The sequence below is a fragment of the Streptomyces sp. NPDC093252 genome (genome assembly GCF_040683675.1).
GTDB lineage: Bacteria > Actinomycetota > Actinomycetes > Streptomycetales > Streptomycetaceae > Streptomyces.
Genome location: NZ_JBFBEM010000010.1, coordinates 169,967 through 191,564, shown reverse-complemented (window position 1 = coordinate 191,564; position 21,598 = coordinate 169,967). Strand labels below are relative to the sequence as shown.

At 72.2% G+C, this 21,598-nt stretch carries 21 protein-coding genes; 11 read left to right on the top strand and 10 right to left on the bottom strand.

Going from position 1 to position 21,598, the window contains the following annotated elements; all coding sequences use genetic code 11:
- The first annotated feature begins 48 nt into the window (after positions 1-48).
- From AB0O01_RS22275 to AB0O01_RS22255, 5 genes are all read left to right on the top strand, one after another.
- Positions 49-345, top strand: a complete 297-nt coding sequence (locus tag AB0O01_RS22275) for a hypothetical protein (RefSeq protein WP_365315764.1) — start codon at positions 49-51, stop codon at positions 343-345.
- A 45-nt stretch (positions 346-390) separates the two neighbouring features.
- A complete protein-coding gene (locus AB0O01_RS22270; protein WP_365315763.1) occupies positions 391-1,224 on the top strand; it encodes a hypothetical protein in 834 nt (277 codons plus the stop codon).
- Complete coding sequence (locus tag AB0O01_RS22265) at positions 1,224-3,251, top strand: fumarate reductase/succinate dehydrogenase flavoprotein subunit (RefSeq protein WP_365315761.1); 2,028 nt, start codon at positions 1,224-1,226, stop codon at positions 3,249-3,251. Before AB0O01_RS22270 ends, AB0O01_RS22265 begins: the two co-directional genes overlap by 1 nt.
- On the top strand, positions 3,248-4,021 hold the full coding sequence (locus AB0O01_RS22260) for a succinate dehydrogenase/fumarate reductase iron-sulfur subunit (protein WP_365315759.1): 774 nt from the start codon (positions 3,248-3,250) through the stop codon (positions 4,019-4,021). The genes AB0O01_RS22265 and AB0O01_RS22260 overlap by 4 nt, the downstream gene beginning before the upstream one ends.
- Positions 4,022-4,171: 150 nt before the next feature.
- Positions 4,172-5,512, top strand: a complete 1,341-nt coding sequence (locus tag AB0O01_RS22255) for a hypothetical protein (protein ID WP_365315758.1) — start codon at positions 4,172-4,174, stop codon at positions 5,510-5,512.
- Between the two features lie 109 nt (positions 5,513-5,621).
- Here the strand turns inward: AB0O01_RS22255 and AB0O01_RS22250 are convergent, their stop codons facing one another.
- From AB0O01_RS22250 to AB0O01_RS22215, 8 genes are all read right to left on the bottom strand, one after another.
- Positions 5,622-8,255, bottom strand: a complete 2,634-nt coding sequence (locus AB0O01_RS22250) for a SpoIIE family protein phosphatase (RefSeq protein WP_365315756.1) — start codon at positions 8,253-8,255, stop codon at positions 5,622-5,624.
- A 251-nt stretch (positions 8,256-8,506) separates the two neighbouring features.
- Positions 8,507-8,914, bottom strand: a complete 408-nt coding sequence (locus AB0O01_RS22245) for an ATP-binding protein (RefSeq protein ID WP_365315755.1) — start codon at positions 8,912-8,914, stop codon at positions 8,507-8,509.
- Between the two features lie 357 nt (positions 8,915-9,271).
- Complete coding sequence (locus AB0O01_RS22240; protein ID WP_365315753.1) at positions 9,272-9,679, bottom strand: (deoxy)nucleoside triphosphate pyrophosphohydrolase; 408 nt, start codon at positions 9,677-9,679, stop codon at positions 9,272-9,274.
- Between the two features lie 25 nt (positions 9,680-9,704).
- Positions 9,705-9,908, bottom strand: a complete 204-nt coding sequence (locus tag AB0O01_RS22235) for an SPOR domain-containing protein (protein ID WP_365315751.1) — start codon at positions 9,906-9,908, stop codon at positions 9,705-9,707.
- Positions 9,909-10,317: 409 nt separating this feature from the next.
- A complete protein-coding gene (locus AB0O01_RS22230; protein WP_365315750.1) occupies positions 10,318-11,070 on the bottom strand; it encodes a GntR family transcriptional regulator in 753 nt (250 codons plus the stop codon).
- 146 nt (positions 11,071-11,216) lie between these two features.
- Positions 11,217-12,398 (bottom strand): DUF4190 domain-containing protein, encoded by a 1,182-nt coding sequence (locus AB0O01_RS22225; RefSeq protein WP_365315748.1) that lies wholly within the window; start codon positions 12,396-12,398, stop codon positions 11,217-11,219.
- Between the two features lie 239 nt (positions 12,399-12,637).
- Entirely contained in the window at positions 12,638-14,251 is a 1,614-nt protein-coding gene (locus AB0O01_RS22220; RefSeq protein ID WP_365315966.1) for a S8 family serine peptidase, read from the bottom strand.
- Between the two features lie 510 nt (positions 14,252-14,761).
- Positions 14,762-15,592, bottom strand: a complete 831-nt coding sequence (locus AB0O01_RS22215; RefSeq protein WP_365315747.1) for an oxidoreductase — start codon at positions 15,590-15,592, stop codon at positions 14,762-14,764.
- Positions 15,593-15,736: 144 nt separating this feature from the next.
- On the opposite strand from AB0O01_RS22215, the gene AB0O01_RS22210 reads away from it, so the two are divergent.
- Both AB0O01_RS22210 and AB0O01_RS22205 read left to right on the top strand, forming a co-directional pair.
- A complete protein-coding gene (locus AB0O01_RS22210; protein ID WP_365315746.1) occupies positions 15,737-16,651 on the top strand; it encodes a LysR family transcriptional regulator in 915 nt (304 codons plus the stop codon).
- The gene (locus AB0O01_RS22205) at positions 16,648-16,989 is read left to right on the top strand and encodes an NUDIX domain-containing protein (RefSeq protein ID WP_365315744.1); all 342 of its coding nucleotides are present in this window, start codon (positions 16,648-16,650) and stop codon (positions 16,987-16,989) included. Before AB0O01_RS22210 ends, AB0O01_RS22205 begins: the two co-directional genes overlap by 4 nt.
- Here AB0O01_RS22205 and AB0O01_RS22200 read toward each other — a convergent pair.
- Positions 16,944-18,110 carry a serine hydrolase domain-containing protein gene (locus tag AB0O01_RS22200; RefSeq protein WP_365315743.1) on the bottom strand — a complete coding sequence of 389 codons (1,167 nt, stop codon included), beginning with the start codon at positions 18,108-18,110 and terminating at the stop codon, positions 16,944-16,946. The two genes, AB0O01_RS22205 and AB0O01_RS22200, sit on opposite strands and share 46 nt — an antisense overlap.
- Positions 18,111-18,242: 132 nt before the next feature.
- Here AB0O01_RS22200 and AB0O01_RS22195 point away from each other — a divergent pair, with 132 nt between their 5' ends.
- Entirely contained in the window at positions 18,243-18,917 is a 675-nt protein-coding gene (locus AB0O01_RS22195) for a TetR/AcrR family transcriptional regulator (protein WP_365315741.1), read from the top strand.
- Positions 18,918-18,933: 16 nt separating this feature from the next.
- Here AB0O01_RS22195 and AB0O01_RS22190 read toward each other — a convergent pair whose 3' ends face one another.
- Positions 18,934-19,347, bottom strand: a complete 414-nt coding sequence (locus AB0O01_RS22190) for an ATP-binding protein (protein ID WP_365315739.1) — start codon at positions 19,345-19,347, stop codon at positions 18,934-18,936.
- Between the two features lie 171 nt (positions 19,348-19,518).
- On the opposite strand from AB0O01_RS22190, the gene AB0O01_RS22185 reads away from it, so the two are divergent.
- The 3 genes from AB0O01_RS22185 (at position 19,519) to AB0O01_RS22175 (ending at position 21,590) form a co-directional block, all read left to right on the top strand.
- Positions 19,519-20,370: a helix-turn-helix transcriptional regulator gene (locus AB0O01_RS22185; protein ID WP_365315738.1), complete on the top strand. Its 852-nt coding sequence runs from the start codon at positions 19,519-19,521 to the stop codon at positions 20,368-20,370.
- Positions 20,371-20,381: 11 nt separating this feature from the next.
- On the top strand, positions 20,382-20,573 hold the full coding sequence (locus AB0O01_RS22180; RefSeq protein ID WP_365315736.1) for a hypothetical protein: 192 nt from the start codon (positions 20,382-20,384) through the stop codon (positions 20,571-20,573).
- Between the two features lie 147 nt (positions 20,574-20,720).
- On the top strand, positions 20,721-21,590 hold the full coding sequence (locus AB0O01_RS22175) for a nucleic acid/nucleotide deaminase domain-containing protein (protein ID WP_365315735.1): 870 nt from the start codon (positions 20,721-20,723) through the stop codon (positions 21,588-21,590).
- Positions 21,591-21,598 lie beyond the last annotated feature (8 nt).

Sequence of the window (21,598 nt, the reverse complement as noted above, 5' to 3'; positions counted from 1 at the left end):
CCCCGGGCCGTGCCCGACACCGAACGCCGACGGAAATGAGGTCACGTCATGTCCGTGCACGAGGAACTGACGTCGGTCCAGAAAAGCCTCGACGACCTGACCCGGTCGGTGCGGCGTCTGGAGCAGCAGGTGGGCGACGGGCTCGACGTCCGCCGGGTCCGCACCGACTGCGAGCATCTGCGCGAGAGCGTCGCGCTGCTGCGCCAGGCGGTCGCCGCCCCGGCGGCACCGGCCGCGCCGAAACGCCCGGAACTGGTCACCATCCCCGACACCCCCTACGACAACAGCCTGTGGGTGGACACGGACGACGAGGGCCTCGGCGCTCGCGACCGGCGTGCGCCCTGAGAGCGGCCCCGAACCCCGACCGGAGTCATCGACCGGAGTCATCCCTTGGTCACTGGTACGGAACCTCCCGCCACCCGATCCCATCCCCCCGGCGGCGTCCGCGGTGCCGGCCGCGCCGCCATCGCCGCCCGTCATCTGCGCACCGACCGCTGGTGGCTGGCACCGGCCGCCACCGCCGCCGGACTGCTGGCCTTCATCGCGTACTCGACCTGGCGGGCCTTCGCCAACGCCGACTACTACGCCGCCCCCTATGTCTCGCCCTTCTACTCCCCCTGCCTGGCGGAGAACTGCGAGCCCATGCGCGGCGGCCCCAACTGGGAGATCTTCGGAAGCTGGTGGGGCCTGTCACCGGCGATCCTGATCCTGATCTTCCCGCTCGGCTTCCGGCTGACCTGCTACTACTACCGCAAGGCGTACTACCGGGGCTTCTGGGCGTCCCCGCCCGCCTGCGCGGTCGCCGAGCCACACTCCAAATACACCGGTGAGACCCGCTTCCCGCTGATCCTCCAGAACATCCACCGGTACTTCTTCTACGCGGCGCTGCTGGTCGCCTGCATCCTCACCTGGGACACCGCCCTCACCTTCCGCGACGAGCACTACGCGTGGGGCCACATGGGCCTCGGCACCCTGGTGTTCCTCCTCAACATCGTGCTGATCTGGGCGTACACCCTGTCCTGCCACTCCTGCCGGCACATCGTGGGCGGCAAGCTCAAGCACTTCTCCCGGCATCCGGTGCGCTACCGCATGTGGCAGTGGGTCGGAAAGCTGAACGCCCGCCATATGCAGCTCGCCTGGGCCTCGCTGCTGAGCGTGGCCCTCGCCGACTTCTACGTGTACCTGGTCGCCTCAGGCGCCTTCGACGATCCGAGGTTCTTCTGATGTCCGTGGTCGACCGGCAGGAGTGGGACGTCGTCGTGATCGGGGCCGGTGGCGCCGGGCTGCGCGCGGCGATCGAGGCACGCGAGCGGGGCGCCCGTACGGCCGTGATCTGCAAGTCCCTGTTCGGCAAGGCGCACACGGTGATGGCGGAGGGCGGGATCGCCGCCGCCATGGCCAACGCCAACGAGCACGACACCTGGCAGACCCACTTCCGCGACACCCTGCGCGGCGGGAAGTTCCTCAACCAGTGGCGGATGGCCGAGCTGCATGCCCAGGAGGCGCCGGACCGGGTGTGGGAGCTGGAGACCTGGGGCGCCCTCTTCGACCGCACGAAGGACGGCCGGATCTCGCAGCGCAACTTCGGCGGGCACGAGTACCCGCGCCTCGCGCATGTCGGCGACCGCACCGGCCTGGAGCTGATCCGCACCCTCCAGCAGCGCACCGTCGCCCTCCAGCAGCAGGACCACCGCGAGAGCGGCGACTACGAGTGGGGCCTGAAGGTCTTCCAGGAGTGCACGGTCACCCGCGTCCTCCAGGACGAGGACGGCCGGGTCGCCGGGGTCTTCGCCTACGACCGCGAGACCGGCCGCTTCTTCGTGCTGCGGGCCCCGGCGGTGGTGATCGCCACCGGCGGCATCGGCAAGTCCTTCAAGGTGACCTCGAACTCCTGGGAGTACACCGGCGACGGCCACGCGCTGGCGCTGCTGGCCGGGGCGCCGCTGCTGAACATGGAGTTCGTGCAGTTCCATCCGACGGGCATGGTCTGGCCGCCGTCGGTGAAGGGCATCCTGGTCACCGAGTCGGTGCGCGGCGACGGCGGGGTGCTGCGCAACTCCGCGGGCCAGCGGTTCATGTTCGACTACATCCCGGATGTCTTCAAGGAGAAGTACGCGGAGACCGAGTCCGAGGCCGACCGCTGGTACGACGACCCCGAGCACCACCGGCGCCCGCCCGAACTCCTCCCCCGCGACGAGGTCGCCCGCGCCATCAACTCCGAGGTCAAGGAGGGCCGGGGCTCCCCGCACGGCGGGGTGTTCCTGGATGTCTCCACCCGGATGTCCGCCGAGGTGATCAGGCGTCGGCTGCCGTCGATGTACCACCAGTTCAAGGAGCTGGCGGACGTCGACATCACCGCCGAGGCGATGGAGGTCGGCCCCACCTGCCACTACGTGATGGGCGGTATCGCCGTCGACTCCGACACCGCGGCGGCGCGCGGGGTGCCGGGGCTGTTCGCGGCGGGTGAGGTGGCCGGCGGGATGCACGGCTCCAACCGGCTCGGCGGCAACTCCCTCTCCGACCTGCTGGTCTTCGGCCGCCGCGCGGGCTGGCACGCCGCCGAGTACGCGGCCGGGTACGCCGCCGGGACGGACGGACGGCCCCGGGTGCCGGACAGCGCCGTGGAGCTGGCGGAGACGGAGGCGCTGCGCCCGTTCTCGGCGACGGAGGCGGAGGCGGAGGCGGCCGACGGCGAACCGGCCACGGACAGCCCCCCGGAGAACCCTCTGGAGAAGCTCCCGGAGAACCTCCGGGATCTCCCGGAGAAGCTCCCGAAGAACCTCCCGGAGAACCCCTACACCGTCCACCAGGAGCTCCAGCAGACCATGAACGACCTGGTGGGCATCATCCGCCGGGAGGGCGAGATGACCCACGCCCTGGAGAAGCTGGCCGAGCTGCGCGCACGGGCCCGGCGGGCCGGGGTCGAGGGGCACCGCCAGTTCAACCCGGGCTGGCACCTGGCGCTGGACCTGCGGAACATGCTGCTGGTCAGCGAGTGCGTGGCCCGTGCGGCGCTGGAGCGCACCGAGTCGCGCGGCGGCCACACCCGCGAGGACCACCCGGAGATGGACCGCCGCTGGCGCAATGTGAACCTCGTCTGCACCCTGCACGACCCCGCCGGGACCGGCTCGGCGCACGGCCGGATCGACCTCGCCCGGGAGAACACCGAACCCATCCGCCCGGACCTGCTCGCCCTGTTCGACAAGGAGGAGCTGGTCAAGTACCTCGCCGAAGAGGAGCTGTACGAGTGAGCGGCTACCAGGCCCGTTTCAAGGTGTGGCGCGGCGACACCGGGGGCGGCGGTCTCCAGGACTTCACGGTCGAGGTCAACGAGGGCGAGGTGGTGCTCGACATCATCCACCGCCTCCAGGCCACCCAGGCGCCCGATCTGGCGGTCCGCTGGAACTGCAAGGCGGGCAAGTGCGGCTCGTGCTCGGCGGAGGTCAACGGACGCCCGAGGCTGATGTGCATGACCCGGATGTCGGTCTTCACCCGCGAGGAGACGATCACCGTCACCCCACTGCGCGCCTTCCCCGTCGTCCGCGACCTGGTCACCGACGTCGGCTTCAACTACACCAAGGCCCGCGAGATCCCCGCCTTCGTCCCGCCCGAGGACCTGGGCCCCGGGGAGTACCGGATGTTCCAGGAGGACGTGGACCGCCCGCAGGAGTTCCGCAAGTGCATCGAGTGCTTCCTGTGCCAGGACACCTGCCATGTGGTGCGCGACCACGAGGAGAACAAGCAGGCGTTCGCGGGCCCCCGCTTCCTGATGCGGGTCGCCGAACTGGACATGCACCCGCTGGACGCCGCCGCCGACTCCGGCCTCGACCGCAAGGCCACCGCCCAGGACGAGCACGGCCTCGGCTACTGCAACATCACCAAGTGCTGCACCGAGGTCTGCCCCGAGGGCATCAAGATCACCGACAACGCCCTCATCCCCCTGAAGGAACGGGCCGTCGACCGCAAGTACGACCCCCTGGTCTGGCTGGGCTCAAAAATCAGAAGACGCTCCACCACCTGACCGGGGAACGGGATCGCCGGACAGCCACGCACCCGGACAGCCGGGGAACCGGAGAACCGGGGAACCGGAAGGCCAGATCGCCAGGTATCCGGCTGACCGGGTGCCCCACCCCGCTCGCGGAGCCGCATACCTCCCCATACGCTCCGAAATGTGACGCGCTCCCTGATCCGGGGCAGGCCCAAGCGGGCCAGGGCCCAGATATCCGCGCGCCTGGCCCAGTCGGCGCTCGGCGTGGTGATAGCGGTGCTGTGGCTGGGCCTGGCGCTCCCGGTCGCCCGGGGCCACCGGGCCGCCCAGCAGGAGGGCACCTCGGCGGCCGATCTCGCGCTGCCGCTGATCGTGGCGGTGGGCGCGGTGGTCGCCGGTACCTACGGCTACCTCCGCCGCACCCGCCGCCCGCACACCCGTACGATCCCGTCCGCACCGGCGCCCGCCACGGGCCCCTCCCCCCTCCCCCGGTTGGACGAGGAGACGCGGGCGCTGCTGGTGGCGGCCGACGACAGTGTCCGCACCAGCCGCGAGGAACTGGACTGGGCCGGGGCGGGCCGGGACCCCGGCACCACGGCCCCGTTCCGGCACGCCCTCCAGCACGCCGAGACGGAACTGTCGGCGGCCTTCGCCATCCGCCACCGCTACGACGAGGGCGTACCCGGCGACGACCCGGCCCGGCGGCAGGCGCTCACCGGGATCGCCGGGCGCTGTACGGAGGCCGGCCGGCTGCTGGACGCCGAGGCGCCCGCGCTGGACGCGGTCCGCGATCTGGAGGGCGATCCCCTCCCGGCGGTGGAGCGGGCGGAGTCACAGTTCCGTGCGCTGACCGCGCGGGTGGCCCCGGCCGAGCGGGCCCTGCTGGACCTGGCCCGGCGCCACACCCCCGCCGCCGTCGCCCCCGTCACCGGCTTCCCCGAGCAGGCCAGGGACCGGCTGGTCTTCGCCGCGCTCCGCCTGAACCACGCCCGCCGCCAGTCCGACCTCGACGACCCCGCCGGGGCGGCGGCACATCTGAGGGCGGCGGAGGGAGCCGTGACGCAGGCGTCCGTACTGCTGGCGGCGGTGACCCGGCTGGGAACGGACCTGGCCGCGGCGGAGGCACTCCTCCAGCAGGACCCGGACACCGAACTCCCCGCCACCCCCTACGACCCCCTGGACCTGCTGCGGCGCCGCACCGCATCGCCCCTCCCCGCCCACAGCACCACGGCGACGACGGAGGCGTACCTCTCGACCCACCGGGCGGCGATCACCGCGACCCCCCGCACCCTCCTCGCCGCCGCCCTCCGCCTCCTCCCCACGGACCCGTCCCGGGCGGACACCCTGGCCCTGGAGTCCCGGGCCCGGGCGGAACAGGACGTCCGCACCCACGGCAACCCCCACCCCGACGACACCTCCCCCCACGAGGCAGGCACAACGGGCGCCACCCTGGGAGGCATCCTCCTGGGCCCCACCCCGGCCAGCTACGGCGGCCCAGAGACCCGACAACGCCGGACACTTTAGGGGCGCTGGGGGTACCCCCTCTGGGGGAGGAACTGCGCGACCAGCCCCCACCCACCCGCACCCGACGAGCCTCCCGAACCCCCGAGCCCCCCCGAACCCCCCGAACCCCCTAGAACAAACTCAACAACGCCTCAGCAGGATCAACAACCCCACCCTCCCCATCTGGCAAGGGCAGTTCAAACCACACCGTCTTCCCCCGAGGCGTCCGCCGGGACCCCCACGCAGCCGACAGCAACCCCACCAACTGAAGCCCCCTCCCCCCCTCGTCCGTGTCCCGCGCCCGCCGCCGCCGCGGCTGCACCAGACCCGAGTCCCACACCTCGCACACCAGCGTCCGATCGAGCAGCAACCGCAGCCGGATGTCCCCCTCCCCGTACCGCAGCGCGTTCGTCACCAGCTCGCTGACCAGCAACTCCGTCGTATCGACGAGTGGTTCGAGGTCCCAGCTCAGCAACTGCCCCCGGGCGTACTCCCGGGCCCGCCCCACGCTCCGCGGCTCGCGCGGCAGCGTCCAGTCCCCGACGGAGTCGGACGGCAGGCCCTGGACCCGGGCCATGAGGAGGGCGATGTCGTCCTCGCCGTGATGGGTGTCGAGGGTGGTCAGGACGTGGTCGCAGACGTCCTCCAGGGGGCGGGAGGGGTCGGTGAGCGCCCCGACGAACGCCTGGAGCCCCTCGTCCAGCGGATGGTCCCGGGACTCGACCAGCCCGTCCGTGTAGAGCGCGAGCAGCGCGCCCTCGGGGAGTTCGACCTCGACCTCCTCGAAGGGTTCGCCGCCGACGCCGAGCGGCATGCCGGGCGGTACGTCGAGCATCAGCGCGCTCTCGCCGGGTTCGACCAGGACCGGCGGGAGGTGACCGGCGTTGGCGAAGGTACATCGGCGAGTGACGGAGTCGTAGACGGCGTAGACGCAGGTCGCCAGGTACACCTCGGAGAGGTCCGCCTCGCGGGGGCGGCGGGCGGCGCGGGTGGCCTGCTGGATCCCGCCGGGGGTACCGAGGCCGCGGGCGATCTCGTCCAACTGGGAGAGCACCTCGGCGGGTTCCAGATCGAGCTGGGCCAGGGTGCGCACGGCGGTGCGCAGTTCGCCCATGGCGACGGCGGCGCGCAGGCCGCGGCCCATGACATCGCCGACGACCAGCGCGGTGCGGTGGCCGGGGAGTTCGATGACATCGAACCAGTCGCCGCCGACCTCGCTGGGGCGGCCGGTGGAGGCGTTGCCGGGGCGGTAGCGGCAGGCGATGTCGAGGCCGGAGGCGACGGGGTCGCCGGGCGGCAGCAGGGACCGTTGCAGTATCAGCGCCCGTTCGTGCTCGCGGCGGTAGAGGCGGGCGTTGTCGATGCAGACGGCGGCCCGCGCGGCGAGTTCGACGGCGAGGTCGCGGTCCCGGTCGCCGAACGGCTCGCTGCCCTTGGTCCGGGAGAACTGCGCGAGCCCCACGACGGTGTCGTGGGCGACCATCGGCACGGCGAGGGTCGACTGCACGGCGCCGCCCTCGGGCGGCACATGCCGGGTGCGGGCGGTGCGCAGGGCGTCGGCGTGCGGGGAGGTGAAGGCGAAGTGGTGGACCGCGCCGACCGGGACGGTGGTGGTGGCGCCGGTGAAGGGGAGGTCGGCGACCGCGCTGGCGTAGGCGACCCGGCGCAGTTCGGCGCTGCCGTCGGCGAGGCCGGGCGGGGTCTCGTCGCCGGCCAGCAGGCCCTGGTAGAGGTCGACGCTGGCGAGGTCGCAGAAGCCGGGGACGGCGACGTCGAGGAGTTCGCGGGCGGTGGTCTCCAGGTCCAGGGAGTTGCCGATGCGGGCCCCGGCCTCGTTGAGGAGGGCGAGGTTGCGGCGGGCGGCGGCGGCCTCGCGGGCGGCGGCGCGGCGGGCGGTGATGTCGGTGCCGACCCAGGCGATCCCGATGGGGCGGCCGGTGCCGCTGTGCACCCGGTAGAGGTTGACGGACCAGTGGCGGCGTTCCTCGGAGCCGGGGACATGGCCGGTGATGTGCATATCGGTGAGGGACTCACCGGTCTCCAGCACCCGGCGCAGGGTGGCGAGGACGCGTTCGGCCTCGGGTCGGGGCAGATAGTCGTGGACGCTGCGCCCGCGGTGGTCGTCGGGCACCCCGCCGAAGACGGAGGCGAACCGGGCGTTGACCCGGCGCACCCGCAACTCGGTGTCGATCAGCACGAACCCGAACGGAGATTGACCGAAAATCGACTGCGAAGCGGCAAGGTCGGTCTCGATCCGGCGGAGCACCCGGACATCGACGACGATGCACAGCGCCGCTCTCTCACCGCTCTCGGCCCGGGTCGGCATGACGTACACCTCGGCCAGGGCGTCCTCGCCGGGGGTGCCGTCGGAGTGCGCCGGTGTCCGGAACGGGACGAGGCCGGTCCACTCCCGGCCGTCGAGGATCTCGGCCATCTTGCGCTGGCCGCGCTCGCGCAGCCCGGGGTCGATGAACGCCTCGATGGGGTCCATGCCGACGGCCCGCGCGGCGGGGATGCCGAGGAGCTGTTCGGCCCGCAGGCTCCACTGGTCGACCAGTCCGTCGGGGCCGACGGAGAACGAGGCCACCTTGATGTGGTCGTAGATCGAGCCGGGCGGACTGCTCTGCCACAGGGCGTCACCGGGCCGCGCCTCGCCCAGGGCGAGGGCGCCTTCCACCGCGCGGGCGGGTGCCTGTGCGGCAGTCCGCCTCGCTCGGCCCGACGGGTCCTCGGACTCCGTGGCCTTCGCTGGTATCTCGCTCACGCGAACCGTCCCCTCCAGCTCACCGCGCCCGGCACCGGTCACCGGGTGGCGGCTGCCCGCAGTATCCAGCACTACGGCGCCGCACAACACGGTGTTCACGATCACAGCACGGCCCGGGTGCATTTCGGCCCGTGCTGCGAGAACACAACCAGTCTTCTAACCAGCGGACACGGCGTCGAACCACCCTCGGCGGCAGGCGCCAGTGGCCTGAACCACGCGCGGGACAGGGGCGCCCCGGCTGTACACCCGATTCACCCCGGTACCGCCAATTCGAACCACACCGTCTTGCCGCTGTCGTCCGGTCGTGTGCCCCAGCGATCGGCCGAGGAGGCGACCAGAAGCAGACCCCGGCCGCTCTCGTCCTCGGGGTCGGGCGCGCGCTCGGTGGGGAGGTCCGGGAGGGAGTCGGAGACCTCCACGAGCAGCATCCCGGAGCCCCCGCCGCGCCGGATCAGACGCAGCCCGACCGGGCCGGTGGCATGCCGCAGGGCATTGGTCACCAGCTCGCTGACCAGCAGCGCCGCAAGATCGCTGAGGCTCTCCAGGGACCAGTCCCGGAGCTGTTCGCGGACCTCGGCACGCGCGGTGCGCACGGCCCCCGGGTCCGCGGGAAAGGTCCACTCGGCGCAGTCACCTTCGGTGTCGATCACACCGATCACTTCCCAGACCGCGAGCCCACAGATGTCTTGTTTCGTGGGATTAATAGCGACATACCCGCCATAAGGGGGCCACTATCGCCGTCAAATCTGAGACTCGGGTAAGGAAAGCCCTGGGCGCACCGAGGCACCCAGGGCGTACGCAGCGCGTGACCAGGGGGGTGGGGAGGGCGTTGTGCGCCGGTGGATGCGCTGGTTCCGGACGCATGTGCGCGGGGCGCTGCCGCTTTTCTTACCTTGGGCCCGCTGCCTTGGGGCCGCCGCCCTGGGCCCGCTGCTTTGAGCCCGGTCGACGGTCGGGGGGGCCGGGCTACCTCGGGCCCGGTCGACGGTCGGGAGTCCGGGCTACCTCGGGGCCGGTCAGCGGTCCGGGTCCGGACGGGTGACGGCGGCGCGGACGGCGGGGACGTCCTGGTCCAGCCACTCCACGTCCCAGATCTCCCGCGGGCCGAGCCAGCGCAGGTCGTCGTGGTCCTCCAGGGGCTTCGGCGCCGGGGAGCCGGGGCGCAGCCGGGCCGTCCAGACCTGGAGGACGTAGGGGCCCGTCAGGGGCCATTCGCCGGGGACCCGGGCGACGGTGTCGGCCTCGACGCCCAGTTCCTCGCGCAGTTCGCGCACCAGGGCGGCCTCGGGGCGCTCGCCGGGCTCCACCTTGCCGCCGGGCAGCTCCCAGCGGCCGGCCGTGGCGGGCGGGGCGCTGCGGCGGGCGGCGAGCAGCCGTCCCCCGTCGAACAGGGCGGCTCCCACCACGAGGATGCGTTCACTCATGGGCGGGAGCCTAATCGGGCGCCGGTCAGGGGAGCGGGGTGCGGCCCCCGTCGTCGTCCGGGCCGTCGATGCGTTCCACGAAGTAGAGCTGTTTGTGGCCCCGGGTGTCGAGGCTGTCGGCTATCCGCTCGGCCTCGGCGCGGGTGGCGTACCTCCCCACGCGGTAGCGGCTGCCGTTGTCGTCCTGCCGTATGACGAGCCAGGGAAGTACGACCGTGCTGTCGTTCATCGCGCCCCTCCGCTCGTTGCCGCCCCGACGTGCCGCGTCCCCGGCCGAGCCCCACCCGATAAGGAAACCGCAATCCGCATATGCCCGAGCCTACGCCTTACCTTCACGCAGCGAATACGGCTTTTCACAAAGAGGCACGCAACCAGCCAGGACACAGGGGGCGCGCGCCAGCGAACGCGCCGTCCGCGCACTCCCGCGCATCCCGCGCCCGGCGCCACCCACCCCACCCCGGTGACCTGCGACAACACCCCGCCCGGCACCCCACGCGCCCCACCCCCGGCCGACCCGGGGCCGAAAGGGTCTTGCGCGACCGCGCACGCCAGCTCACACAGAGCGCACCACGACAGACGGAGCGCTCCCGAGCGCGCCCCCCGGTCCCCGGCGCGCGGAGCCGCCGGTCAGCCCGGCGCTATCGCACCGGCAGGTGATAGGCCACCCGGTACCGATCGGCCGGGATGACCACATCGGCGGTCTCCACGGGCCGCCCGGACGCGTAGAACGTGCGCTGGACGACGATCACGACATGGCCGGGAACACCCCCGAGGGCGAGCAGTTCCTCGGCGAGTCCGGGGCGGGCACCGACCTCCTCGGTCACGTTGTCCACCACGATGTCGATGGCGGCCATCCGCTCCACCACGCCCATCCCGCCGAGCGGGCCCTCCTCGGGCAGCATCACCGGTGTGCGCCCCGTGACGGAGAGGGGTTCCCAGGAGGTGGAGAGCATCATCGGCTCCCCCGCCTCCCGGAACACGTACCGGGTGCGCATCACCCGCTCACCGGGCTTGAGGCCGAGCCGCTCCGCGATGGCCCCGCCCGCCTCGGTCTGGGCGCTGCCCGACTCCCAGGTGCCCCGCGCCCCGACGTCGGCCTGCTCCTGCCGGAACGGTGTGGCACCGCCCCCCGCGCGGTACCCGGAGCGGGCGATACGGCGGGGCACCGGCCGCTCCCGGACATAGGTGCCGGACCCGGAGCGGCCCTCGACCAGGCCCTCGGCCATCAGCACCTTGCGCGCCTCCAGCGCCACCGTGTCCGAGACGCCGTACTCCTCGCGGATGCGGGCCTGGGAGGGGAGCCGGGTGTGCGGCGGGAGCTGCCCGTCGACGATCTTCTTGCGGAGATCACCCGCGACACGCAGATACGCCGGCTGCTCACCGAAAGTCACAGGCCGCTCCCATCAGGTTGTACAGACAGCAACAGCGTCGCAACCGTGGGTTGTGCGGTGCAAGCAAAGGCCAGAGAATCACTCGATGTGATGACACGGGGTCGGGGAGGGGTTACGCAGGCACGTTCTCCCCGTTGGTGCGGCGCTTACACGTCAACGCCGCCGCCCGTGGAACCGCCGCCCCCGCTGCCGCTGTCGTCCTCATAGGTGTAGGGCGGGGTCGTCTCCAGGTCCAGGGCCTCGCGCGAGGGCACGAACCGCTCGGGGTCGGTCATCACGAACCCCTTGTCCATGTGGACGTAGTAGGTGTCGGCGTCCGTGGCGTCCGCCGCCTCGCCCCAGGCCCCCCGGGCCTCCTCCAGATCCTTGACCAGGTCGCCGACCTGCTCCTCGGCGCCGGCCGGCCAGGGGTGGGACTCCAGGAGCGCGGTCTGCTCGCCGAGCGCGGCCTCGATCTCGCGCGCCCACTCCCGGTGCCCCGGCAGATCGTCCTCGACGTACTCCGCCTCGGGGACGGCGTCCATGGCCTCGTTCAGAAGCCGCTCGGCCGTCAGATAGCGGACCTGGTGCTCGTCCAGGGTGGTGGCGTCGGCGCGCAGCGAGCCGGTGAGGGTGGCGCCGGAGTCGACATGGCCGAAGAAGCAGGTGACCTCGCGGTCGCCCAGCCGCCAACTGCTGGGGATCGGCACCAGGTAGTACACGTCGACGTTGTCGGGCACCGCCCAGGTGTCCATGGCGTAGTCGTCACGCAGCCCGTAGCAGCGCTCGTCGGCGATCTCCGCGAGCCGGTTGTCGCCGGGGAAGTCGCCCTCGGGCAGCGCGAAGGTGGCGAACACCTCGCCCTCGTGCGCGTCCGCGCAGGGCACCTCGTCGACGTCGTACATCACGCCCTCGGAGGTGCCGTCGGGGGTGTTGAAGCACTTGCCCTTGGGGACGTACAGCGTGCTGCTCTCGCGGACGCCCTCCTTGACGCCGTCCAGGAACTCGTCCGAGGCGCCCGTGGTGAAGAACAGCGTCCAGAGCAGCAGTCCGACCGCCGACAGCGCCGCCCCCGTGATCGCCATGCCCTTGCCGCGCTCGCCCCTGCGCCGGATCTGGGCCAGCGCCACCAGCCCGAGGACCAGTCCGACGCCGGGCAGCAGACACAGGATGCCCAGCACCAGGGCGGCCACGGCGAGGGCGTTCAGCGACGGCCGCTGCGGCGGCGGGTACGGGGCCCAGGGCTGCTGCGGCGGATAGGGGCCGCCCGGCGGGGGCGGCGGGTAGCCGTAGCCACCGCCGTAGGGCGGCTGCTGCTGGGGGTCCGAGGGCGGCGGGGGTATGGACACGGGTGCCGTGCTCCTGGCGGGGGCGAGTCGGGGGGTCCGCGGCGTTCCCGCGGGTCCCGGCATCGTACGTGCCCCGCCCCCGCGGGGACCGGGGTGACCGGTGTACGTGCCCCGCCCCCGCGGGGGACCGGGGTGGCCGGTGACCGTGCGCGGGGGCGGGGTGGGGTGCCTCGGGTGCCGTGGGTGCTACGGGCCGTCAGAGGCCCTCGGCGCGTGCTGGTGAGGTGCCGGGGCCGGGGTCAGAACTGGAGGGCCCAGGCGTCGATGCGGCCGGTGTCGGCGTTCGCGTTGTCGCTGACGCGCAGCTTCCAACTGCCGTTGGCGACCTCGGAGGAGGCGTTGACGGAGTAGGTGGTGTCGATGTTGTCGGCGCTGCCGCCCGTCCCGTACGCCTTGAGGGTGTACGCGGTGCCGTCCGGGGCGATGAGCTGGACCTGGAGGTCACCGATGTAGGAGTGCACGATGTGCACCTCGACGGAGAGCGCGGCCGGGGCGTTGCCGGTGACGCCGGAGACGGTCAGCGGGGACTCGACGGTGGTGTTGTCGGCGATGGCGTAGTCGGCGGTGTTCTCGAAGCGCGGTCCGGGCGGGTTCGGGGTGCCGGAGCCGACGTACAGGAGCCGGTTCGGGGAGCCGGTGCCGGGGCCGGTGACGACATTGGGGGTGGCCGCGGTGGTCAGCGCCGTGGAGACCTGCGCCGGGGTGGCGGTCGGGTTGGCGGCCAGGTGGAGCGCCGCCGCGCCCGCCACGTGCGGGGTGGCCATCGAGGTGCCGCTGATGGTGCTGGTGGCGGTGTCGTTGGTGTTCCAGGCCGAGGTGATGGAAGAGCCCGGCGCGAACAAGTCCAGGACGCTGCCGTAGTTGGAGTAGGTGGCCTTGGCGTCGGTCGAGGTGGTGGCGCCGACCGTGATGGCCTCGGTGACCCGGGCGGGCGAGCGGGTGGAGGCGTCGGTGGACTCGTTGCCGCCCGCGACGGCGAAGGTGACCCCGGTGGCGATGGCGTTGCGGACGGCCGTGTCGAGCGCGGTGTCGGCGCCGCCGCCGAGCGACATGTTGGCCACGGCGGGCTTGACGGCGTTCCGGGCCACCCAGTCGATCCCGGCGACGACCTGCGCGGTGGTCCCCGACCCGGAGTTGTTCAGCACCCGCACACCGACGATGTTGGCCTTCTTGGCGACGCCGTACGCGGTGCCCGCGGCGGTACCGGCGACATGGGTGCCGTGGCCGTGGCCGTCCTGCGCGGTGTTGTCGTTGTCGATGGCGTCGTAGCCGTAGCTGGCCCGGCCGCCGAAGTCGCTGTGGGTGATGCGGACCCCGGTGTCGATGACGTAGACGGTGACGCCCTGACCGCCGTGGTCCGGGTAGGTGTAGGAGTTGTCCAGCGGCAGATTGCGCTGGTCGATGCGGTCCAGGCCCCAGGAGGGCGGGTTGGGCTGGGTGGCGGCGATGGTGAAGGTGCGGTTCTGGACGACGGAGGCGACGGCGGGGTCGGCGGCGAGGCGCTTGGCCTCGGCCTCGGTGGCCTCGATCTCGTAGCCGTTCAGGGCCTTGGTGTACGTGCGCTCGATACCGGCGCCGTACTTGTCGGTGATCGCCTTGCCCGCGGCGGTGCCGGAGCGGGCGTGGTCGGGCTTCAGGGTGACGATGAAGCTGTCGGCGACGGCGTTGGCCGCGCCCTCGTACTGGATGCGGCCCTCGGCCGCGGGCGCCGCTCCGGCGGGGAGGGCGGATAGGAGACCGGCGGCGAGGGCCGCCGAGGCGAAGACGCTGATCGCCGTCAGTCTTCGCCGGGTGGCGCCGGGGTGGGGGGAGGCGGGGGGAGAGGTGTGGGGGGAGGTGTGGGGAGTACGCATCACTGCCATCCGAGGGATCCTCCTCATCGGTGGTGCGTCGGTGTGTGGGGGTGGTGCGGCACACGGATCCGGGCACGACCGGACCTGTTTATGGCAGGTCCATGTCAATCCAGATCCGGGATGCGTGCCGGTGTGTGTGCCGGTGTGTCAGCCGAAAGATTGATGCCTCCACAGGATTTGCACAAGAGGCCCTGCACGGTCGTCACGTTCGCGCCACACCCCCGACATGCCCGCGCACCACACCCCCGACATGCCCGCGCGGCGCGGCCCGACGGCCCCTGTGCTGATCCTTGATTCAGCAAAGGGGCCGTCAGACCGCGCCTGTCAGACCGTGGCTGGCAGATCGCGCCCGCCGGACCGTGGCCGCCGGACCGCGCCCGTCAGACCACGCCCTCCGGACCGTGGCCGTCAGACCACGCCCGTCAGACAGCGCCCGCCAAATCGCGCCCGCCGGACCGTGGCCCTCAGACCGCGTCCCTCAGACCGTGACTGGCAGACCCTGCCCGTCCGCTACTCCTCCAGCGCGGTGTCCCGGGTCCGCTTCTCCCAGGCCGTCACCTCGGCCCGCACCCGGTCCGCGTGGGCCAGGACGGCGCTCACCGCGTCGTCGCCGAGCGGCAGCCGCAGCGGGGCGTCCGGTGCCGCCAGCGCGGCCAGCACCAGGGCCGCCGCCTTCGCCGGGTCGCCGGGCTGGCTGCCGTCCCCGGCGGCGATCATCCGCCGGGTGCCGGTGACCGCCGGATAGTGGCCGCCGTCCGCGCTCGCCCCGGCCGTGCCGCCCCGGAACAGCCCGGTCCGAAAGGCCCCCGGCTCCACGATCAGCACCCGCACCCCGAACTCCCGCATCTCGTCCGCCAGCGCCTCCGACAGCCCCTCCAGGGCGAACTTGGTCGCGCTGTACGCCCCGAAGCCCGCGAAGGAGAGCTGCCCGCCCATGCTGCTCATCTGCACGATCGCGCCCGACCGGCGCTCCCGCATGGCCGGCAGCACCGCCCGGGTCAGCGCCGCCGGACCGAAGACATGGACATCGAACAGCGCCCGCAGCTCATCGTCTGTGGTCTCCTCCATGGCCCCGACATGCGTCCGCCCGGCGTTGTTGACCAGGACGTCGATCCGCCCGTGCCGCGCCAGCACCTCCGCGACCGCCGCCCCGGCGGCCCCGGTATCGGTGACATCCAGCTCCAGCGCCTCCACCTGATCCGGATACGCCGCCACCAGATCGTCCAGCGCCGCCGCGCGCCGCGCCGCGCCGATCACCACATCGCCGTCGGCGAGCGCGGCCTCGGTGATCGCCCGCCCGAACCCGCTGCTCGCGCCCGTCACGAACCACACCTTGTTCATCGCGCCTCCCGGCCGTCGTCTCCCGTGCCATTCCCTGTCCCCATCAGCCTCGCCCGTGGCGCGCGGCGGGGTCCAAGACCTAGCCTGATAACCAATGGCTATGACACGGGACGACGATCCAGGCACCGAGGCGGTCCGACGACCATGACGGCGGCGACACCGGACGTACACACCCGGGACCTGCGGTACTTCATCGCGGTCGCCGAGGAACTCCACTTCACCCGGGCCGCCGAGCGGCTCTACGTGTCCCAGCCCGCGCTGAGCAAGCAGATCCGCGCGCTGGAGCGGCAGCTCGGCACGGATCTGTTCCGGCGGGATCCGGGGGGCGTCACCCTGACCGCCGCCGGGGACGCGCTGCTGCCGCACGCCCGCCGGGTGCTGGCCGCCTGGGAACGGGGCGCGGCGGCCGTCGAGGAGACCCGCGCGGCCCGGCGCGGCACCCTGGTGGTCGGCCTGAGCACCAGCCCCGGCCGGGGCGGGCTGCTTCCCGCGATCCGCTCCCGGTTCTCCGCCACGCACCCCGGGGCGACGGTCCGGCTGCGCCCGATCGGCTGGGACGACCCGACGGCCGGGCTCGCGGACGGCACCACGGACGTGGCCTTCGTCTGGCTCCCGCTCACCGAGCCCGAGCGCTACGACTGGACGGTGATCTCGGAGGAACACCGCCTGGTCGCCCTCCCCGACCACCATCCGCTCGCCGCCCGCACGACCATCGACTTCACCGACCTGACCGACGAGCCCTTCCTCGCCCTCCCGCACAGCGCGGGCTGCCTCCGCGACCATTTCCTCGGCCTGGACGCCCGTACGTCCCCGCCCCGGATCGGCGCGGAGATAGCGAGCACGGAGGAGACGTACGAGGCCCTCGTCGCCGGGCTCGGCGTCTGCCTGGTCGCCGCGGGCAACGCGCCGCTGATCACCCTGGGCGGGGTGGCCGTCCGGCCGGTGCGGGGGCTGGGGCCGAGCCGGTATGTGCTGGCCTGGCGACGGGGGGAGGAACGGCACCGGGCGCTGGTGCGGGGGTATGCGGGGGCGTGCGGGGAGGTGGTGGGGAGGGCGTGAATCCGGCGGATGAGGGGAGAGGCGACGGGCCCACGGCGTTCGTCCGCTCACCGGGGAGCGCGCCCCCGGCGCGCCCGGGAACTGCCTGGGAACTGCCCGGCGGGCTGATCGACCTGGGCGAGAGGCCGTGCGAGGCGGCCGTCCGCGAACTGTGGGAGGAGTCCGGCCAACGGCCCGCCGGAGCCCTGCGGTTCACGGGGTACGCCCGCTTCGTCCTGCGGCGCAGATCCCTCGGAGGCGTTCGGGGGCGGGCGCGGGGGCGGGGCGGCGATGGAGTGACCGACGCACGCGGTCACCCCTCGTCGATGACCTCCGCGATGCGCTGGGCGGTGCTGTAGTCGCCGGGTGAGTGGATGTTCTTGACGACGGCGAAGGAGGTGCGGGTGGCGGTGTCGGCGTAGGCGGCGGTCCCGCCGCTCCCGGCGGCGCCGAAGACGGAGGTAGGGCCCGCCGCCATGGGCCAGGAGTACCCGAGGTCGTACCCGAGCCCGCGGGTGACCGGGAACCCGATGACCTGGTCGACGCCCTGGGCGGCGACGGCCGAGACCTGGCGCAGCCGCTCGGGCCCGATGAGCCGGACCCCGTCGACGTCGTCCATCAGCGCGGCGAGCAGCCGGGACATGCCCCGGGCGGTCATGGTGGCCCCGGCCGGGATGTCGGCCCCGAGGACGTCGGGGCGATTGCCGAAGGCGGCGTCGGGGAGGGCGGCCAGCGGGGCGGCGGTGTACCCGTCGACGACCCGGAAGAAGGACAGGTCCTCCATCCCACCCATATCCACTTCACTCATGTCCACCCCTTCCGGCATCTCGGGCATCGGCCCGTCCTCCAGGCGGGCGACGCGCCCCAACGCCTCCCCCGGCACCCCGAAGTACACCTGGTCGGCGATACCGAGCGGCTCGGTGACGTACTGCCGCAGCGCGGCGGACACCGGCACCCCAGTAGCCCGCCGGACCACCTCACCCAGCAAAAATCCAAAACTCTGCGCGTGATACCCCATCTCGGTCCCCGGCGCCCACCAGGGCCGGGCGGCGGCGAGGGCGGCGCACATCTTCTCCCAGTCGCCCAGGTCCTCGGGGGTGGTGTCGACGGGCAGCCCCGGCACCCCGGCCCGATGGGTCAGCGCGTGCCCCACGGTGATCTCGCCCTTCCCCTCGGCCCCGAACTCGGGCCACAGCTCGGCGATCCGGGTGTCGTACCCGAAGGCCCCGCGCTCGGCCAGCACATGCACGAGGGTGGCGGTGGCGGCCTTCCCGGTGGAGGTGGCGTAGAAGAGGGTGTCGCCGTTCACGTCCAGCTTGTGCTCCGGGTCGGCGACCCCGGCCCACGCCTCGGCGACGAGGCGCCCCTCGCGGTGCACGGCGACCTGGATCCCCCGCTCGACCCCCCAGTCGACCAGGTCGTCGACGACGGCCTGGACGCGCTGCTGCAACTCGCTGGACGCATTGGTCACGGACGCCATGACATCTCCCCACTTCAGGGCCGGTTGAGGCCGCTCTCTGGAACTGGACGGTACAGTACCCACACAGAAACTGGACTGTCCAGTACTATCCATCCGGACGGGGGGACCCCGTCACAGCACCCGAGGAGCGGAATGCCCACCAGGAACCGCACGGAGCAGCCCACGCCGTCCAAGCCCTCCGCCCTCCCCGGCGGCGAGGGGGGCCGCTCGGCGCAGAAACGGCGGGCGATGGTGGCGGCGGCCACGGAACTCTTCCTGGCCAAGGGCTACCCGGGCACGAGCATGGACGAGATCGCCGCGAAGGCCGGCGTCTCCAAGCAGACCCTCTACAAGCACTTCAGCGGCAAGGAGCAGCTCTTCACGGGCCTGATCCTGGACTCGGTGCAGGGCATCGACTCCCTCTTCCAGGACGTGACGACGACGTTCGAGACGACGACGGATGTGCCCGCCGAGCTGAACACCCTCGCCCAGCGCTGCATCACCGCCCTGCACCGCCCCGAGGTGATCCAGCTCCGCCGCCTGGTCATCAGCGAGGCCGAACGCTTCCCCGACCTGGGCCGCACGTACTACGAGCAGGGCTTCGAACGCGGCCTCGCCACCCTGGCGGACGGCTTCCGCCGCCTCACCGACCGAGGGCTCCTCAACACCCCGGACCCGCAGACCGCGGCGGAGCACTTCGCGGGGCTGACGATGTGGACCCCGGTGAACCGGGCGATGTTCCGGCCGGGGGGGCGGCTGGACGGGGCGGAGGTGGAGGGGAGGGCGGGGGCGGCTTGCGGGGTGTTCTTGGCGGCGTACGGGGTGTGACGGTACGGCGGGACGCTCAACCGCCGTACCGGAGGGAGAGCCCCGCGACGACGGACGTCCCGCGCGCGGGGCGGGGCCGGACGGCCCAGGCGGCAGCGAGGCTCTCGACCAGCAGCAGCCCGCGACCACTCTCCGAGTCGGCGTCCGGGTGCGCCGGGACGGGCTTGCCGGTGCCCGGATCGGAGACGGCGAGCCAGTAGTGCCCGTCGGCGGGCCAGAGGACGAGTTCGATGAGATCGTCGCCCGCCGGGCGGGCACCGTGCCGGATGGCATTGGTGACCAGCTCCGAGGTCAACAGGCTGAGGTCGTCGTGAAGGTGAGGGCGAAGGGCACACGGCAACGCCTCCGCGACAGCACGCCGGGCCCGCCGCACGGAGGCGGGGTGCGCGGGGAAACGCCAGTGGGCGGGGACGGGGGGGATTTCGGGCATGGGGGACTCCTCGACGGGGGTGGGGTCGCCATTGCGGTGTGTAGCCTGCGTGCCACCGACAGTAGGACATCAGGGGCCATATTTGCCATCCGGTTCGCAATAATGGCCTCGATGCGGTGAAGTAGTGCTCGTCGAGTCCACGTGAACGCCTCACGGCACGAGAGGTCCGGTATGCCACCAAGGACGATCCTCACCCAACGCCAGAAGCGCCTAGGGAGTGAGCTGCGCAGAATGCGCACCACCGCTGGCATGTCGGCGGTGTACGCCGCAGGGCTCCTCGGCGTCGATCAGAGCAGGATCTCCAACATGGAGTCCGGACTACGCGCGATCAGCGCCGAACGGCTGCGCACGCTGGCCTGCAACTGCGACTGCACCGACGAGACATACGTCGACGCCTTGGTCGAGATGGCGGAGCCGAACGGAACAGGATGGTGGGAGCGCTACCGGGGCAGCCTGCCCCCAGGGCTCCTGGACATCTCCGAGACGGAGGCCGGTGCGGTACGCCTGCGCGGCGCGAACACCGTGCATGTGCCGGGACTTCTTCAGACCTCGGCGCACGCCATGGCCATTTTCCGCGCGGTTGTCCCCCAGTTGCCCGAGCACGAGGTCGCACTACGGCTGGCGCACCGTTCGGAACGCCAGCAGATCATCACCAGGGACAACCCCGCCCCCTACGTGGCTGTCATCCACGAGGCGGCGCTGCGGATGCAGTTCGGCGGAAGAGACGTCACCCGGGCTCAGTTGGAGTACCTGCTGGAGGCTTCGGAACGGGACAACATCACCGTGCTTGTCCTGCCCTTCAGTCACGGAGCATTCCCCGGAGCAGGGCACACGGTCGTCTACACCGAGGGCCCCGTACAGCAGCTCGACACCGTGCAGGTGGACAACTCTCATGGTCCTGTCTTCCTGCACGCCGACGGCCAACTCGCGAAATACCGGGCGCAACTCGACCTGTTGGAAGACTTGGCACTGTCACGGGAGCAGTCCCGCGATTTGATCCGCCAGATCGCCCAACAGCTCTGAGGAGAAGCCAGATGCCCGACATCACCTGGGAAGCCCCCTTCTGCGGCGAAGGAAGTTCATGCTTCCGCCTCGGCACCGACCCCCACGGCAACGCCTACATAACCGTCAACGGCCAAGAACACCACTACCTCACCGACTCCCGCGAAGCCCTCCGCACCCTCATCACCGACATCAAGGCGGGCAAGGCGGACCATCTGCTGTAGGGAACGAGCCCTGGCGAGCCTGTTCCGCGCCGGAACGGCTCGTTCAGAACCACGGCGGCGTCGCCCCGGATTCGTCACCGCCCCGGCTCCACGCGCGGCCTGCCCATAGGGTGGAGCCGGTCAGTCCGCCGCCGTGAGAGGTCTGCGATGCCCGACGTTCCCTCGGACCCCGCCATCGCGCAGTTCGGCCCCCAGGGGTTGCGCCGCATCAGCGTGCCCGCCTCGTACGGGACCGTACCGGGCCCGGCCCGTGCCCATCTCGCGCAGGTCGGCGTGCCGCTGCACGTCGGCCCGTACTTCCTCGCGGCGGACGACACCGACGGTCACACGCTCGGGATGTACAGCGGCCACCGGGGCGTCGCCCTGCACGGGGAGTGGGCGGACTGGGTGCGTATCGGCACCGACCGGCTGGCGCACCTGTGCGTGCGCACCGACGGATCGGTCCAGGCCCTGTTTCTCGGCCGCGGCGAAGGCGCCCTCTTCGTCAGCTCGGATGTGGCCGCCTTCACCCACTGCGCCGCCGCCCTGGACCGCGCCCTCCCGGTGATCGCGGCGTCCGACGGACTCCAGTCCGCCGCCGTGGCGTTCACCGAGCTGGTCCAGGAGATCCGGCGGATCGACCCGGCGGCCGTCGCCGACCGGGAGCACTGGTGGTCACGGGTTCTCGACGACGTCCGCCACACCCTCAACTTCCCCTTTTCATCGGCGTTCGAGTACGTCGGCGAGGACGGTGGGAAGCAGATCGTCACCGCCCAGGCCGGTCCCGGCCGGCCCCACCCCGAGGAGCAGCTCTGGCAGCGGCTCTCCGCCGCCGGTGTGGAGCCCGGGCAGGTCCGCCGCGTCTACTGCGAACTCGAACCCTGCATGATGCCGGGCCACTACTGCTCCGCCTGGCTCCAGGCCGTCCTCCCCCATGCCGAGTTCACCCACAGCTTCACGTACGGCAGCACCGCGGAGTCCCGTGAGGAAGGCATCAGGGAACTCATCACCCACGCCGCGCAGCAGGCCCGGCAGTGATCCGCCGC